The organism is Halogeometricum limi (assembly GCF_900115785.1).
In the GTDB taxonomy this organism is placed as follows: domain Archaea; phylum Halobacteriota; class Halobacteria; order Halobacteriales; family Haloferacaceae; genus Halogeometricum; species Halogeometricum limi.
This window is the reverse complement of the sequence record NZ_FOYS01000001.1, coordinates 45227-59218: the sequence shown is the minus strand read 5'-3', so window position 1 is coordinate 59218 and position 13992 is coordinate 45227. Positions and strand designations below refer to the sequence as shown.

The 13992-nt window shown below is 67.3% G+C and carries 15 protein-coding genes; 6 read left to right on the top strand and 9 right to left on the bottom strand.

Annotated features, from left to right (window positions below):
* Nucleotides 1–28: 28 nt before the first annotated feature.
* Together BM282_RS00290 and BM282_RS00285 are read left to right on the top strand one after the other, a co-directional pair.
* Nucleotides 29–532 (top strand): ACT domain-containing protein, encoded by a 504-nt coding sequence (locus BM282_RS00290; protein WP_089875661.1) that lies wholly within the window; start codon nt 29–31, stop codon nt 530–532.
* 63 nt (nt 533–595) lie between these two features.
* Complete coding sequence (locus BM282_RS00285) at nt 596–1216, top strand: IMPACT family protein (RefSeq protein WP_089875659.1); 621 nt, start codon at nt 596–598, stop codon at nt 1214–1216.
* Between the two features lie 61 nt (nt 1217–1277).
* On the opposite strand, the gene BM282_RS00280 is transcribed toward BM282_RS00285, so the two are convergent.
* Genes BM282_RS00280 through BM282_RS00270 form a run of 3 tightly spaced genes read right to left on the bottom strand, consistent with a single transcriptional unit; the run spans nt 1278 to nt 5662 of the window.
* Nucleotides 1278–4115 (bottom strand): TRAP transporter permease, encoded by a 2838-nt coding sequence (locus tag BM282_RS00280; RefSeq protein WP_089875657.1) that lies wholly within the window; start codon nt 4113–4115, stop codon nt 1278–1280.
* On the bottom strand, nt 4112–4618 hold the full coding sequence (locus tag BM282_RS00275; RefSeq protein WP_089875655.1) for a DUF1850 domain-containing protein: 507 nt from the start codon (nt 4616–4618) through the stop codon (nt 4112–4114). The genes BM282_RS00280 and BM282_RS00275 overlap by 4 nt, the downstream gene beginning before the upstream one ends.
* Before the next feature lie 12 nt (nt 4619–4630).
* Nucleotides 4631–5662: a TAXI family TRAP transporter solute-binding subunit gene (locus BM282_RS00270; RefSeq protein ID WP_089875653.1), complete on the bottom strand. Its 1032-nt coding sequence runs from the start codon at nt 5660–5662 to the stop codon at nt 4631–4633.
* A gap of 159 nt (nt 5663–5821) precedes the next feature.
* Between BM282_RS00270 and BM282_RS00265 the strand changes: the two genes are divergently transcribed.
* Nucleotides 5822–7903 carry a S9 family peptidase gene (locus BM282_RS00265; protein ID WP_089875652.1) on the top strand — a complete coding sequence of 694 codons (2082 nt, stop codon included), beginning with the start codon at nt 5822–5824 and terminating at the stop codon, nt 7901–7903.
* A 288-nt stretch (nt 7904–8191) separates the two neighbouring features.
* Here the strand turns inward: BM282_RS00265 and BM282_RS00260 are convergent, their stop codons facing one another.
* From BM282_RS00260 to BM282_RS00250, 3 genes are all read right to left on the bottom strand, one after another.
* Complete coding sequence (locus BM282_RS00260; protein WP_089875650.1) at nt 8192–8395, bottom strand: DUF7569 family protein; 204 nt, start codon at nt 8393–8395, stop codon at nt 8192–8194.
* 72 nt (nt 8396–8467) lie between these two features.
* Nucleotides 8468–9148 carry a uracil phosphoribosyltransferase gene (gene upp, locus BM282_RS00255; RefSeq protein WP_089875648.1) on the bottom strand — a complete coding sequence of 227 codons (681 nt, stop codon included), beginning with the start codon at nt 9146–9148 and terminating at the stop codon, nt 8468–8470.
* A 136-nt stretch (nt 9149–9284) separates the two neighbouring features.
* Complete coding sequence (locus BM282_RS00250; protein WP_089875646.1) at nt 9285–9473, bottom strand: hypothetical protein; 189 nt, start codon at nt 9471–9473, stop codon at nt 9285–9287.
* A gap of 58 nt (nt 9474–9531) precedes the next feature.
* On the opposite strand from BM282_RS00250, the gene BM282_RS00245 reads away from it, so the two are divergent.
* From BM282_RS00245 to BM282_RS00235, 3 genes are all read left to right on the top strand, one after another.
* Complete coding sequence (locus tag BM282_RS00245; RefSeq protein ID WP_089875644.1) at nt 9532–9846, top strand: hypothetical protein; 315 nt, start codon at nt 9532–9534, stop codon at nt 9844–9846.
* A gap of 34 nt (nt 9847–9880) precedes the next feature.
* Nucleotides 9881–10288 carry a polyketide cyclase gene (locus tag BM282_RS00240; RefSeq protein ID WP_089875642.1) on the top strand — a complete coding sequence of 136 codons (408 nt, stop codon included), beginning with the start codon at nt 9881–9883 and terminating at the stop codon, nt 10286–10288.
* A gap of 98 nt (nt 10289–10386) precedes the next feature.
* The gene (locus BM282_RS00235; RefSeq protein ID WP_089875640.1) at nt 10387–10608 is read left to right on the top strand and encodes a zinc-ribbon domain-containing protein; all 222 of its coding nucleotides are present in this window, start codon (nt 10387–10389) and stop codon (nt 10606–10608) included.
* A gap of 31 nt (nt 10609–10639) precedes the next feature.
* Here BM282_RS00235 and BM282_RS00230 read toward each other — a convergent pair whose 3' ends face one another.
* The 3 genes from BM282_RS00230 to BM282_RS00225 all read right to left on the bottom strand — a co-directional run bounded on the left by BM282_RS00230 (nt 10640) and on the right by BM282_RS00225 (nt 13839).
* Nucleotides 10640–11944, bottom strand: a complete 1305-nt coding sequence (locus BM282_RS00230; protein WP_089875637.1) for a GTP-binding protein — start codon at nt 11942–11944, stop codon at nt 10640–10642.
* Nucleotides 11945–12007: 63 nt separating this feature from the next.
* Nucleotides 12008–12298 carry a DUF3006 family protein gene (locus BM282_RS18790; RefSeq protein WP_175501319.1) on the bottom strand — a complete coding sequence of 97 codons (291 nt, stop codon included), beginning with the start codon at nt 12296–12298 and terminating at the stop codon, nt 12008–12010.
* Complete coding sequence (locus tag BM282_RS00225) at nt 12295–13839, bottom strand: lamin tail domain-containing protein (RefSeq protein ID WP_175501318.1); 1545 nt, start codon at nt 13837–13839, stop codon at nt 12295–12297. Before BM282_RS00225 ends, BM282_RS18790 begins: the two co-directional genes overlap by 4 nt.
* Nucleotides 13840–13992: the final 153 nt, after the last annotated feature.

Sequence of the window (13992 nt, the reverse complement as noted above, 5' to 3'; positions counted from 1 at the left end):
AACGGTGGTACGTATCTTCGGCAAACCGATGTTCGACGAGATAATGCGGAAGTTCGAGGGTAGTCCGAGCCAACAGGCGGTCATCCGACTCCTCCTCGAACGCGGGTTCTCGGTCAACGACGAGGGGCGCGTCGTCTCCGGTGGTATCGAGATTCCGAACACGGGTATCGCCCGCGAAATCGGCGTGGACCGCCGCGTCGTCGACTCCACGACGAGCACCATCCTCGCGGACGAGCAACTGCGTCGCATCTTTCAGAACATCTCCTCTATCCCGAGTCTGATGGACCTGGCTCCGGTCCTCGACCTCTCGGTGCTCACCGTCGAAGTCGCGGACGCCGACGCGCCGGGCATCGTCGCCGAGATAACCTCGCGACTGGCCGAGGCGGGTATCTCCATCCGGCAGACGATAAGCGAGGACCCCGAGTTCACCGACGACCCGAAACTCTACCTCGTCACCGACGAACCCGTGCCGGGCGACCTGTTGAACGAACTCTCGGACCTCTCGTTCGTCCGCCGCATCAGCATCGCCTGACCGCCCTCGCTCGTCGACGCTCTCGACCGAACCCTTTTGACCGATACCGCGCCAACTCCGTCCATGACCGACGCCTACCGCACCGTCGCCGGCCCGGGAGAGGCCAGTTTCGAGGTTCGCGGGTCGGAGTTCATCGGCTACGTGGACCGGGCGAACACCGTCGAGGAGGCGGAGGCGTTCGTCGCCTCGGTACGGGACCGGCACGCGGACGCGACGCACAACGTCCCCGCGTATCGCGTCCCCGCCGGCGGCGAGTCCGCCGGTGCCGGGACGATGCTCCGCGAGTACTCCTCGGACGACGGCGAACCCACCGGGTCGTCGGGAAAGCCCGCGCTGAACGTCCTCGTCCAGCAGGACCTCAGAAACGTCGTCGCCGTCGTCGCGCGCTACTACGGCGGCACCAACCTCGGCGTCGGCGGCCTCGCCCGCGCGTACTCTCGCGGGGTGAAAGACGCCGTCGACGCCGCCGGCGTCGTCGAGGAGGTGCCGCACGAGACGTTCTCGGTCACCGTCGAGTACGACGACTCCGGGTCGGTCCGCGGCCTGTTAGAGAGCGCGGACGCGGAGTTCGACGCCGCCTACGAGGCGGACGTCTCGTTCGAGGTTCGCGTCCCCGTCGAAGACGGGGCGGCGCTCAGAGACAGACTCAGGAGTGCGACGAGCGGACGCGCGAAGATAGAGTAAGCGAAGAGAGAGCCAGCGAAGATGGGGCGACGCCGTACGGCCGACTACCGACGCGCGGAATTCAGTCCGTCGTCGCCGCGGCCGTCGGTTTCGACTCGTCGCCGGTGTTGCGCCGGTTTCGGAGCGCGAGGACGGCGAACAGGACGCCGCCGGCCGCCCGCATCCCGACGTCGACGAGGAGGGGTTCGCCGACGTTCGCGAGGACGCCGAAGAAGCCCAGGAGGTCCGTGACGGCGTTCAGGAGGAGCATCGGTGCCATGAGCAGGAACGCCGCGAGGGCGAACAACGCACGGTCGGTCCGCGTGGCGGGTCCGTAGAGGTAGCCGATGACCGTCACGCCGAGGCCGACGACGCCGACGAACACGCCGGCGACGGGAATCAGGACTTCGGGAACGAAGTAGCCCACGTCGGCCACGTCGGCGAACGTGAGGATTCGCGCGCTCTCACCGCTCCCGCGCAGGAGCAGGATGCCCGGCGTGAGGGCGAACGCGAACGGCACGATGGCCTTGTTGAGCGACAGCGAGAACGCTTGCACCCCCGTCCTGAACGGGTCTGATTTCGCGATTCCGGACGCCGCGTAGGCGGCGACGGCGACGGGCGGCGTGATGTCGGCGATGACGCCGAAGTAGAGGATGAACAGGTGAGCCGCCAGAAGCGGGATGTCCGAGGACTGCGCGATGGCCGGCCCCAAGAGCGAGACGAGGATGATGTACGTCACCGTCGTCGGCATCCCCATCCCGAGGATGATGGACGCGATGGCCGTGAACACGAGGAGGAGGACGATAGAACCGCCCGCGACGTTCCGGATGAGGGCCGTGAGGTTCGGGCCGAGGCCCGTCGCACTCACGACGCCGGGGATGATTCCCGCGGCGGCGACGGCGACGACGACTTCCGTCGCCGTTCGCGCGCCGGAGTCCATCGACTTGCCGACGAACGTGCCGTAGCGGAACACGTTCAGCTTTCCGAGCGAGGGGCGCCCGACGGTGACCGCGAGTCGGTCGCTCGTCTCGTCCACCGCGTCGTCGAGGTTGAGGTACGGCGACCGAATCTTGGGCCGCGCGAGGAGGAACGCGGCGCTGACGAGGATGACGATGGTTCCGAGGTCACCGCCCGCGGCGAACGCCGCCTCGCTGACGGCCAGTGCCTCTTCGGTCTGCCCCGTGACCGCGTCGACGATTCCCGCACCCGTGGTGAGGTAGGAGGCGAACTGCGCCAGCGTCACGAGCGCGATACTCCCGACGAGCGGAATCCGCGTGCGTTCGTTGTACGCCGCGACGGCGGCGATGAGCGCCATGATGGCGACGAGGGTGAACCACGCCGACCGCGCGACGGTCAGTCGTTCGACGAGGAGGTAGAACAACAGGAGCAACAGGGGGACGAGGTAGAACCACCCGGCGCGCATGTGCGTCCGCAGGTTGACGACCTCGCTCTCGTCTAAGCCGCCGATGTCGACGCGGACGGCTTCGAGGTGGACCATCACCCAGACGCCGAAGAAGAACACGATGGCGGGGATGGTGGCCGCGACGATGATGTCGGAGAAGGGGACGCCGATGAACTCTATCATCAGGAACGCCGCCGCGCCCATCACGGGCGGGAGAATCTGTCCGCCGGAGGAGGCCGACGACTCGACGGCCCCCGCGAACTCGGGTCGGTAACCGGACCGCTTCATCAACGGAATGGTGAACGCACCGGTCGTCACCGTGTTGGCGATGGAGGACCCGGATATCATCCCCATGAATCCCGAGGCGAGGACGGACGCCTTCGCGGGACCGCCGCGTCGCGTCCCGGTGGCGGCGTACGCCAGGTCGATGAACCACTGACCCGCCCCGGACATCTCCAAGAACGCGCCGAACAGGATGAATATGTAGATGAACTGCACGGAGACGGTGACGGGGACGCCGAACACGCCGTTCTCGGTGTTGTACCAGAGGTTCTGGATGATGTTCGCCCACGACCCCTCGGTGATAGAGAGGACGCCGATGATGGGCGTGTCGGGCGCGATGAAGTAGCCGTACCGCGCGTAGACGATGAACATCGCGACGATGAGCATCAAGTAGACGCCGAGTGCCCGACGCGTCGCCTCCAGGACGAGGAGGACGCCGACGGCACCGAGGAAGAACGGGTAGGAGACGTCGCTGAACGGGAGCAGTCCGATGAGCGTCACCACGGCGTCGGCGAGGAATCCGAGCGGACCGAGTGCGTCCCCCAGTGCGACGAACGGGCCGCCGAGATACTCCGCGACGGAGCGTCCGGCTTCGAGACCGAACACGCGGAGTCGCTGAATCTCCTCCCACTCGGTCACCATGTACTCCGCCGTGGCGACGGTGAGGAGGACGAGAACCACGTCTATCGCGGTCACGCGGTCCCTCTCGGCGTCGACGGCGACCCAACGGGCGCCGCGCCGCAGACCCGCCGCACCGCGGGTGAGCGGACTCCGTTCACCGAACCGCGCCCGTGCGGACGGAACGATTCGGCCGAAGCGACGGGAGATGGCCCCGGTTCCGCTGGTCGGGGGGAAGAGCACGAACGCGAGGACGAGGGCGAACGCGACGTGGACGGCGTTCACCTGCAGCAGTTGGAGTTGGCCGACGCCGACCTCGCCGAGAAACGGGAGCGAGAGACTGAAGTCGAACCCGCGCGCGGCGAGCCATATCTGATACAGAGAGAACAGGATGCCGACGGCGGAGACGAAGACGGCCGTGTACCGCGAGAGCGAGCGCTTCCGTTCGATCTCTTGCAGAATCTCTTCGGCTTCTTCGTCGCTCAGACTGTCGTCTTCGGGGTCTTCGGGACTGTCGTTCGCGTCGTTTCGGCCGCCGTCGGCGGCGAGCGGCGCGTGCGTCTCGGGGTCGGCCCCCGCTTCTCGGTCTGTTCGGTCGTCGTGGTTCTCTGTTGTCATAGTCTGGTTGCTCCGAACGAGAGGGCGCGAGCGAGGGCCGACCGTCGCTCGACGGTCAGCCGCACCGACCGGGCGTCAGAGAGGGCGACGAGGTCGTACGTCTCCGATCCGACGTGGAGTTCGTGCCCCGCGATGCGCCCCGGTTTGACGTACAGTTCTTCGTAGGTGCCGTCGGGGTCGAAGACGAACGTCCCGTTCTCGACGGTCACGTTCGCTCGCGCCGGGAGTCCAGCGCCGTAGGATTCGAACTCCATGCGCGTCATCGTCAGATTCGTCCCGTCGACGGCGTAGGCGTCCAACACGCGAGTCTTCTCGACGCTGTGGGTGTACTCCAGCGCCACCAGCGTCCCTTCGGAGACGGGTGTCGACAGAAGCGTCTCGCCGGTCTCTGCGTCTTCGACGACGAGCGTTCGCCCGTCGGTCGTCGTTGCCGCCCCCGCACCCGCGAGGACGAGAACGAGGACGACGACGACCGCCAGACGACGTGCGAGACTCCCCGACATCGTCGGTCGTGTTCAGCCGAAGTACGCCTGTGCGCCGGGGTGCAGGTCGATGGACATCCCGTCCTGCGCGGACTCTTTCGTGATGAAGTCCGTCTTGATGGTCAACTGGTCGGTGTTGTCGAAGATGGCCGCCGTCACGTCCTCGACGACGGCGTCGTCGACCTGCGTCGTCGTCGCGATCATCGCCTGCACGGAGACGGTCGGCACCGCCGAGTCGAGGCCGTACGTTCCGGACGGAACCTCGTCGTCCGCGTAGAACGGTGCGGCGTCCTTGACGGCCTGTCGGTTCTCACCCTCGACGGGGACGACGACGACGTCTTCGGTCGCCGCGAGTTCTTCGAGCGCGCCGACGGGCCACCCGCCGACGACGAACGCCGCGTCGATGTCGCCGTTCTTCAACTGGTCGGACGCCGTGGAGAACCCGGTGTTCTGCTCGTCGTAGTCGGAGATTCCGAGCGCGTCGAGAATCTGGACGGCGTTGACCTGCGTCCCGGACCCGAGGTCACCGGTGTTGATGGTCGCGCCCGAGAGGTCCGACGGTTGCTCGATGCCCGTGTCGGCGAGCGTGACGATGTGAATGGTCTCCGGGTACAGCGTCGCGACGCCGCGGAGGCTCTCGACGGCGTTCCCTTTGAACGCGTCGATGCCTTCGCCGTTGAACGCGAAGTAGGCGATGTCGTTCTGGATGAGCGCGAAGTCGGCCTCGCCGCGGGAGAGACTGCCGACGTTCTCGACGGAGGCACCGGTCGACTGCACCTGCAGCGTGTAGTCGGTGTTGTCCTCGACGACCGTCTTGAACTCGTTCGAGAGCGGGAAGTACGTCCCGCCCGTCCCGCCGGCGTGCCACGAGAGGCGCGTGCTCCCGCTTCCGCCGCCGTTTCCGGACGTCTCGGTCTCCGTCTCCGCGTCGGTGGAGCCGCCACCGTTCTCCTCCGTCTCCGTCTCTCCGCCGTCGCCGCCGTTCGACGAACAGCCCGCTAATCCGGCGATTCCGGCCGCACCGGTCGCTGCGATGAACTCACGACGATTGAACTTTCGAGCCATATCCATCTAGTATCCGACGGGAGATATATACGGATTTTCATCTGATACGAGAGTGTCTCGATGTATGGAAAGTTACATTTCGGTTCTGATATGTGAAAATCTGCGGCCGTCTCCGCCGATGGGCGTACACCTTTCACGAACGATGCCGAACGCGGCGGTATGTCTCCGGTCTCCGCGACTGATTACTGCGACATCGTACAGGTTGAGGACACGCGGGTGTCACCGAACGGGACGCGCGTCGCGTTCGTTCGGAAGGTCCCGAGCGGCGACGACTCCTACGAACAGACTATCTACACCGTCTCGACCGACGGCGAGTCCGACCCGCGACGACTCACCATCGCCGAGGGCGTCGACTCGCACCCGCGGTGGAGTCCGTCCGGCGACCGACTCGCGTTCGTCTCGACGCGCGGCGCCGACGACGACCGACCGCAACTGTGGGTCCTCCCGGTCGACGGCGGCGAGGCAGAACAGGTGACGGACGTGCCCGGCGGCGTCTCCGGCGTCGAGTGGAGTCCCGACGGGAGTCGTCTCCTGTTTCAGCAAGCGACGACCGAGGCGGAACGCGAAGACGGCCTCGACGTCGGCCTCGACGGCGAGGAGTACGAACGCGAGACGCCCGACCCGCGCGTCGTCGACCGTCTCGTCTACCGTCAGCACCAACGGTACCGCGACGACACCGTCACGCACGCCTACCTCGCGCATCTCGACGGGGACGGCGCAGACGGCGAGAGCGAGGTCGAACGCCTCACCGACGGTGACCTCGACCACGTCGCTCCCGCGTGGCGCGACGACGACACCGTCTACTTCGGCGTGAAGTATCCACAGGGTGAGACCGAACCCGACGACAGCGTCGTCATCGACATCCAGTCGCTCGACCTCGACTCGGGCGACGTGACGGACGTGACGCGGACGACGTGCTGGGGTCTCGTGATGGACGTGGCCACCGACGGCCGCGTCGCGTACGCGAAGACGCCAGAAGAACGCCTGTCGATGCGGAGTTCCGACATCGAGGTGTACGACCCCGAGACCGACGAGACGACCGTCCCGACCGCGAATCTCGACCGGACGGTGGACCTCGCGGGCGGGTTCACGTGGGGTCCGGACGAGGAGTTCGTCTACTTCCTCACGCCCGACGAGGGGCACTACGTCTCGCGGCGCGTGCCCGGAGACGCCTCGGAGGACCCGGAACTCCTCGTCGGCGACGGCCACGCGACGACGCTCTCCGTCGGCGGCGACGCGGACGCGCCCGTCGTCGCCTACGCCAAGAGCGAGTGGGACCACCGCGGCGACGTGTTCGCCTTCGCCGACGGCGAGGAGACGCGCCTGACCGAGGTGAACGCCGACTACCTCGCCGAGGTGGACGTGCAGGAACCCGAGGAACTCTGGTTCGACTCGGACGGCGTGCGGGTGCAGGGGTGGGTGCTGACGCCGCCGGAGTTCGACGAAGACGAGACGTACCCCCTCGCCGTCGAGATTCACGGCGGCCCGCACGCGATGTGGTCCGAGTCGGGGACGATGTGGCACGAGTACCAACTCTTGGCCGCCCGCGGCTACGTCGTCTTCTGGTCGAACCCGCGCGGGTCGACGGGGTACGGCGAGGAGTTCGCCACCGCCATCGAGTCCGACTGGGGCGACGTGACGATGACCGACGTGATGAACGGCGTCGAACTCGTCTGCGAACGCGACTACGTCGACGAGGAGAACGCCTTCGTCACCGGCGGTTCGTTCGGCGGGTTCATGACCGGATGGATCGTCGGCCACACCGACTTCTTCGCCGGCGGCGTCGCCCAACGCGGCGTCTACGACCTCTCGTCGTTCTACGGGTCGACGGACGCGTTCAAACTCATCGAGGGCGACTTCGGCACGACGCCGTGGGACGAACCGGAGTTCCTCTGGGAGCAGTCACCCGTCGCCTACGCCGACGAGGTGACGACGCCGACGCTCGTGATGCACGCGGACGACGACTTCCGCGTCCCCGTCAACAACGGCGAGATGTTCTACCTGTTCTTGAAGAAGAACGGCGTCGAGACGCGCCTCGTTCGGTACCCCCGCGAGGGCCACGAACTCTCGCGCTCCGGCGAACCCGCCCACGTGGTCGACAGACTCGAACGGACCGTCCGCTGGTTCGACGGCTACTCCGACCACCACGACGTGCCGACGGCGCTCGAACGCGGCGACGACGGCCTCTCTGCGGCAGAGAGCGCAGACGAAGACGCCGACGACGAGGGCCGCGACGAGTAACGAGCACTCCGGAGTGCTCCCCAGCCGTGAGGGGTTCGTTTCAGGTCCACGACACGAGCGGCCATCACCGCACTGTCGGGTGGTTTCGAGGCGAAGCGAAGGGGTTCGTGACGGTGATATGACTATTCTCTTCGCTCCGCTCGGTACGACTGTGTTTCACACGGAACGCGACCGGTGGTCCGTTTCGACTCCTTCCATTCGAAGTGTAACCGCCGGACTCCGACGACGTTCGACTCGAAGCGAGGGGGTTCGGCGCGCGGACGGCGTCGCCGGACGACCGTACGGGTGTCAGTCGACGATGATGCCCGACTCGTCGTCGCCGGAGCGTCCCGACGTCATCTCGGTCCGGTAGCGCTCTATCCACCCGGCGAAGCAGTTGGGGCAGAGCCGTTGGCTGTCGACTTCGGAGCCGTCGACGGTGATTCTGACGGTGCGCGCGAGTGCGCCCGACACGTGACTTCCACACCCGTCGCAGGGGTCGGCGTCGCTCATCGCTCCCACCTCTCTCGGCCGGCGGTATAGTCGTTTACCGTCGTGCGGGAGCAGAGACAGAAAGAGAGTCCGCTACTTCGTGCGGAACGCGCGGTCACCGGCGTCGCCGAGGCCGGGGATGATGTAGCCGTCGTCGTCGAGGTAGTCGTCGATAGAGACGGTGAGGAGGTCGGCGTCGGGGAACTGCTCGCCGACGCGGAGGAGGCCGTCGGGCGCGGAGACGGCCGAGAGAACGAACAGGTCCGTCGGGTCGGCACCGGCGTTCTCCAAGACGTGGTCGAGGACGGCGCACATCGTACTGCCCGTCGCGAGCATCGGGTCGGCCACGATGACGGTGTCTTTCTCCGTGATTTCGGGGAGCTTCACGTAGTCGATGGTGATGGGGAACTCGCCGTCGTCGTTCATCCCGGCTTCCTCGTCGCGGCCGGCGCTGATGACGCCCTGCTTCGCCCGGGGGAACGCCTTCAACAGACCCTCGACGAACGGCGTCGCCGCGCGGAGGACGTTGATGATGACCACGTCGTCCAGCCCTTTCACGCGCTCGCCCGTCGTCTCGGTCAGCGGCGTCTGGACGGTGACGTACTCCGTCTCCATCGCGCCGTCGATTATCTCGTAGCCGCAGATACGGCCGAGTTTCACGAGGCCTTTGCGGAACGCGACCTGTTCTGTCTCCACGTCGCGGAGTCTGAGGAGGGTGTCCTTCGCGAGCGCGTGGGTGATGAGGTACGCGTCGTCTCGGTCTTCGATGGGCATGTTGTTCGAAACGCGGACTCCCCACCGACATAAATTCCGCTGAATCGCCCGGAAGAACACTCGTGCGGGAGGTTCACGCGACACAACTGGTCGTCGGCTGTCACTGTTCGAGCGTCGCCGCTGGTCCGCCGCCCTCTCACCTCGTCACGAGATACGTGACCGCCATGAGGACGAGCGCCAACGAGGCGACGTTCACGAACGTGAGTTCCAACAACCCCACGAGGTCCAACCCCCACACGACGACGGACGCGAACACCGACGAGAGCACGAGGTTCATCGCGAACAATACGCGCGGGTCGCCGCGCGACGCGGTGTTTGTTCCCATACGAGAGCGTCCGCGTTCCGGCACTTAGCTTCTTTGCGACTCGGACGAAGAGACGCGTATGCGACCCCGGAACCGCCACGGCGAACCGGTCGACCCCGTGCCCTTCCTCGTCGTCTCCGGCGTCGCACTCCTCCTCTGCGTCTCGTTCGGCCCGCTCTACTGCGCGGCGTTCGGCCTCGACTTCTCCGTCGGTGTCCCCCTCTCGCTCGCCGTCGCCGCCGGTGTCGCCGTCGTCTCTTATCATCGCTACGTCTGGACGACCGACCCCGAACTCCGCGGCGAGGTGCCCGTCGACGCGCGGTTCCGCCGACTGCTGTACGGCGGCCTCGTCCTCGCGCTCGTGTTCGCCCTCCTCTCGATACCACTTTTGTGACCCGCACCGACCCACCGCGTATGAGAGGTCACGGATGCGCGAGGTGACGGTGTCGCGGTTCGTTCCGCGCTCGAAACCGACGGTGCTCGGACGACTCACGCCGGAGACGATGGTGCGGTACGAAGGGAGCTTCGACGTTCGCGACGTCCGCGAGACGGCCGAGGCGACTACCGTCGCCGTCGGCGCTCGCGGCGTCGAGTTCTCGCTCCGCTTCGCGCCGCGTGAGAACGGCCTCTTCTACGAGCAGGCCGGCGAGGCGGGGCCGTTCGAGGCGATGACGACGACGGTGACCGTCGAACCCGCGGACGGGGGCGTCACCGTCACCGCTCACTCGACGGTGTCTCTGGGTCTCCCCCTCCCGTCGCTGTCCGACCGACTCGCCGCGTGGAAGCGCCGCGGAGAGCTCGAACGCGCGCTCGACGCCCTCGCGGCCGACGCCTGAGTGTCGGCCGGTTGACCGGAGGGGACGACCGAACGGTCGTGCGTCTCTCGCGGACGACCGGCCCGCGGTTTATTGCCCACGGTTTCGCACGAACGACCATGGGAATACTCGGCACGCTGAAGGACGCGTTCGAAGCGTCGACGCAGTCATCTGACCGCGGCACCGGAACCGACGAGACGCTCGGGTCGTACTGGTGTCACGACTGCGCAGAGCGGATTCCGGCGCGCGACGTGAAGGGAGACGACGCGCCGTCGTGCCCCGACTGCGGCGACGAGATGGACCTCGAACGCTCGCCCGGGTCGACCGGGTGCGCCTGCTGACCCGCCCCGCTCTCCTCGCGGCCCAGATGCTCTACTCTTCGACGCTCGGTTCGGCGAGCGTCGTCCGTTCGCCGGGTTCTGCCGGGAAGGGGTTCTCGAACTCGTCCCACGCCGCGTCCATCTCTTCGTCGGTGAGCAGACAGTCGTCCAGTGCGGCCGAGAGCGACTCCTCGTCCACGTCGCGGCCGATGAACACGAGTCCCGTCCGGCGGTCGCCCCACGTCTCGTCCCACTCGAACCCGAGGTCCGACCGGTTGTCCCGGTAGGCTTTCTGTTCGAACTCGGGGAGGCTCGCTATCCACCGACCGGTCGCCTCGACGTACGCCGACGGCCCGGCCTGACTGTAGGTAAGGTGCGCCGCTTCGCGCCCGGCGACCCACATCGACCCCTTCGCGCGGACGACCGAGTCGGGCAGGTCTCCGAGGACCGAGGCGACTCGCTCGGGGTGGAACGGCCGCCGTCGCTCGTAGACGAACGAGTCGATGCCGTACGCCTCCTCGGGATGGGTGTGGTCGTGCGCGTGCCCGTCGTTCTCGTCGTGGCCGTGGTCGTGCCCGTCGCCGTGGCCGTGCTCGTCGTTCCCATCGCTCTCCGCCTCTCCCTCGCCGAGTACCTGCCGCCATCCGGCGCGTTCGGCGGCCGTCTGCGGGTCGAACGAGCCGGTTCCGAGGACGCTCGCTATCGGCACCGTGGAGTGCTCCGCGGTGACGATTTCCGCGTCGGGTCGCAGGGCGCGGACGACCGACTCCACGCGCGCCAGTTCCTCGTCGGTCACGAGGTCGCGCTTGTTCAGGACGACGACGTTCGCGAACTCCACCTGTTCGACGAGGAGGTCCGAGAGCGGCCGACGCTCGTCCTCGCCGCCCTCTGCGACGGTCTGTTCGGGCGTCCCGTCGCTCTCGAACGTGTCCGCGAACAGGCGGGCGTCCACGACGGCGACGACGGCGTCCACGTCGTACCGCGCGGCCGCGGGCGACCCGCCGGTGAACAGGCGAGCGACCGGCGCGGGTTCGCTGATTCCGGAGGGTTCGACGACGAGGTGGTCGAAGTCGCGTTCGCGGGCGAGACGGACGACGGCCGTCTCCAAGTCGTCCTGTAACTCACAGCAGATACATCCGTTCGACAGTTCCGCGACGGTGCCGTCGGCGACGGAGAGTTCGGACTCCTCGCTCACGAGTTCGGCGTCGACGTTCAACTCGCCCATGTCGTTGACGAGGACGGCTATCTTCCGGTCGGCCGCGTTCCGGAGGACGTGGTTCAGAAGCGTCGTCTTCCCCGCGCCGAGGCTCCCGCTCAGGATAGTCACCGGTATCGTACCCGCCGTGCCCAGACTCATACCTCGCGGTTGGTGCGTCACGGTATATCAACGCACGGACTCGGAGACGTCGCGCCGAGACGCTCACTCGCCGTCTTCGTCTCGGTCTTTGCGGCCGAGCGGTCTCGCCAGTCTGTCGAAGCGACGCTGCGCCGCGTCGCGTCGGCGGTCGGTCTCGTCGGGGCGGTAGACCAGTTCGGTTCTGTCGGCGTCGAGGGTGACGGCGAACACCGCGTCTCGGTGGCGGCCGTCGGCGGGGAGAACCGGCCTCGGAACGACGAGTTCGTCGACCGTCTCGCCGTCCGCTTCGAGGAGTAGCACGGCGTCTTCCTCCTCGAAGCGGTCTACCACCGCGGTGTAGGTGTGTGTACTCACGAGTAGGTCTCCTCCACGACGACTTCGCCCTCGGCCGTCGTCACGGTGACGGTGTCGCCGCCGTTGTTCCAGACGGGTGCCTCGGACCCCCAGTAGCGGTCCGTCGCGGTGTCCGCCCCAGTCCCCGTGCGGAGCGTCACGGACGCGCCGACGTCGAGCGTGAACCCGTCGGCGAAGCGGTAGGTGTGGCCCGCCTCGTCGCTGACGGTCCACCCCGAGAGGTCGAGTGCCGCGTCGCCCGTGTTCTCGAAGACGAGATACTCGTCGTCGAGGTTGTCCCACTCGTCGCCCGACGCGTCCGCGTGGACGCGGACGAGCGAGAGCGTTCCCTCGGCGGGAGGCGGCGACGGCGTCGGCGTCGCCGTCGCGGTAGGCGTTGCAGTCGCGGTGGGCGTCGGAGCCACCGTCCGTCGCTCGGGCGTCTGCGTCCCGTTCGGCGTCGACTCGTTCACCGCCGACTCGTTCGCTTCCGAGTCGTTCGTGACGACGAACGTCTCGCGGACCGTCACCGTCTCGTTCGCGTCGGGACCGATGGCCGGGACGGACCGGAGTCGCGAGGCGTTCGTCGGGGCCGCCCGTTGCGTCGAGACGGTCAGGTTCCGCCCGTCGCTCGTCAGTACCACGTCGCCGTGCGTTGCGGTCCAGTAGGTCGGAATCGACCGGTTCGCCAGTCGGCGTAACGTCTCCTCGTGCGGGTGGCCGTACTGCGAGTCGTAGGCGCTGGAGACGACGACGACGCGGGGGGCCGTCGCGTTCAGGAAGGCGTCGCTCGTGCTCGACCGACTCCCGTGGTGGCCCGCGGAGAGCGCCGTCGCGGAGAGCGCCGACCCGTACCGTTCCACGAGGTAGCTCTCCGCCTCCGTCTCGCCGTCGCCGGGGAAGAGGAACTCGTGGCCGCCGTGTTCGACGGCGAGGACGAGACTGTTCTCGTTTCGCTGGCCGCCCGCGAGGGGTTCGTCCGGCGGCGCGAGCACCCGCGTCGAGACGTTCCCGAACGGAATCGAGTCGTTCGCGCCCGCGCGATAGAGCGTCACGTCGTGTCGTTCGACCGCGTCGAGGTATCGACCGTACGTCTGCGACGACGAGGCGATACCGGGGTCGTACACCGCGCCGACGCCCTCGGCTTCGGTCTCGTAGTAGTCGATGACGGCGGCGTGCCCGCCGATGTGGTCGGCGTCGGCGTGCGAGGTGACGAGGTGGTCGATGCGGGTGACGTTCTGCGCTCTGAGGTACCGGAGGACGTCTCGTCCGTCGTCGCGCCAGTCGCCCGTGTCTATCAGCAGCGTCTCGTTGTTCGGCGCGACGAGCAGCGTGCTCGAGGACTGTCCGACGTTTATGTAGTGGACTTCGAGCGTCCCGTTCGGACCGGCCGCGGTGGCGTTCGTCGCGTTCGACGGCGTCTCGAACTGGAACGCCGACTCTCCCGTCGTCTGCGTCCCGCCCCGTTCTCCGTCCGCCGTCGCGTTCGGCGTCCCCGCGCATCCCGCCACGACGACGAGGAGGGCGAGTGCGACGGCTATCGCACCCCGAGAAAAGTTCATGCTGTTCACATAATCTCCGAGTCACAAAAGCGTGGATTCCGCCGGAGCTGACCTGTCTCTTCCGGGCACTATCTCTTCCGCGTGGCTATCTGTGGGTGCGCACCGACGGAACCCGCGTGTTCGTCCGTGAACGATACCCTTTTCCGGAGCCGA

Bases quoted from the DNA above. Each gene is read 5' to 3' on its own strand.
- BM282_RS00290 (WP_089875661.1), top strand. From the start codon at position 29: ATGTTCGACGAGATAATGCGGAAGTTCGAGGGTAGTCCGAGCCAACAG.
- BM282_RS00225 (WP_175501318.1), bottom strand. From the start codon at position 13,839: ATGAACTTTTCTCGGGGTGCGATAGCCGTCGCACTCGCCCTCCTCGTC.
- upp (WP_089875648.1), bottom strand. From the start codon at position 9,148: ATGCCCATCGAAGACCGAGACGACGCGTACCTCATCACCCACGCGCTC.
- BM282_RS00265 (WP_089875652.1), top strand. From the start codon at position 5,822: ATGTCTCCGGTCTCCGCGACTGATTACTGCGACATCGTACAGGTTGAG.
- BM282_RS00230 (WP_089875637.1), bottom strand. From the start codon at position 11,944: ATGAGTCTGGGCACGGCGGGTACGATACCGGTGACTATCCTGAGCGGG.
- BM282_RS00285 (WP_089875659.1), top strand. From the start codon at position 596: ATGACCGACGCCTACCGCACCGTCGCCGGCCCGGGAGAGGCCAGTTTC.
- BM282_RS00260 (WP_089875650.1), bottom strand. From the start codon at position 8,395: ATGAGCGACGCCGACCCCTGCGACGGGTGTGGAAGTCACGTGTCGGGC.
- BM282_RS00275 (WP_089875655.1), bottom strand. From the start codon at position 4,618: ATGTCGGGGAGTCTCGCACGTCGTCTGGCGGTCGTCGTCGTCCTCGTT.
- BM282_RS00245 (WP_089875644.1), top strand. From the start codon at position 9,532: ATGCGACCCCGGAACCGCCACGGCGAACCGGTCGACCCCGTGCCCTTC.
- BM282_RS00280 (WP_089875657.1), bottom strand. From the start codon at position 4,115: ATGACAACAGAGAACCACGACGACCGAACAGACCGAGAAGCGGGGGCC.
- BM282_RS00235 (WP_089875640.1), top strand. From the start codon at position 10,387: ATGGGAATACTCGGCACGCTGAAGGACGCGTTCGAAGCGTCGACGCAG.
- BM282_RS00250 (WP_089875646.1), bottom strand. From the start codon at position 9,473: ATGGGAACAAACACCGCGTCGCGCGGCGACCCGCGCGTATTGTTCGCG.
- BM282_RS00240 (WP_089875642.1), top strand. From the start codon at position 9,881: ATGCGCGAGGTGACGGTGTCGCGGTTCGTTCCGCGCTCGAAACCGACG.
- BM282_RS00270 (WP_089875653.1), bottom strand. From the start codon at position 5,662: ATGGCTCGAAAGTTCAATCGTCGTGAGTTCATCGCAGCGACCGGTGCG.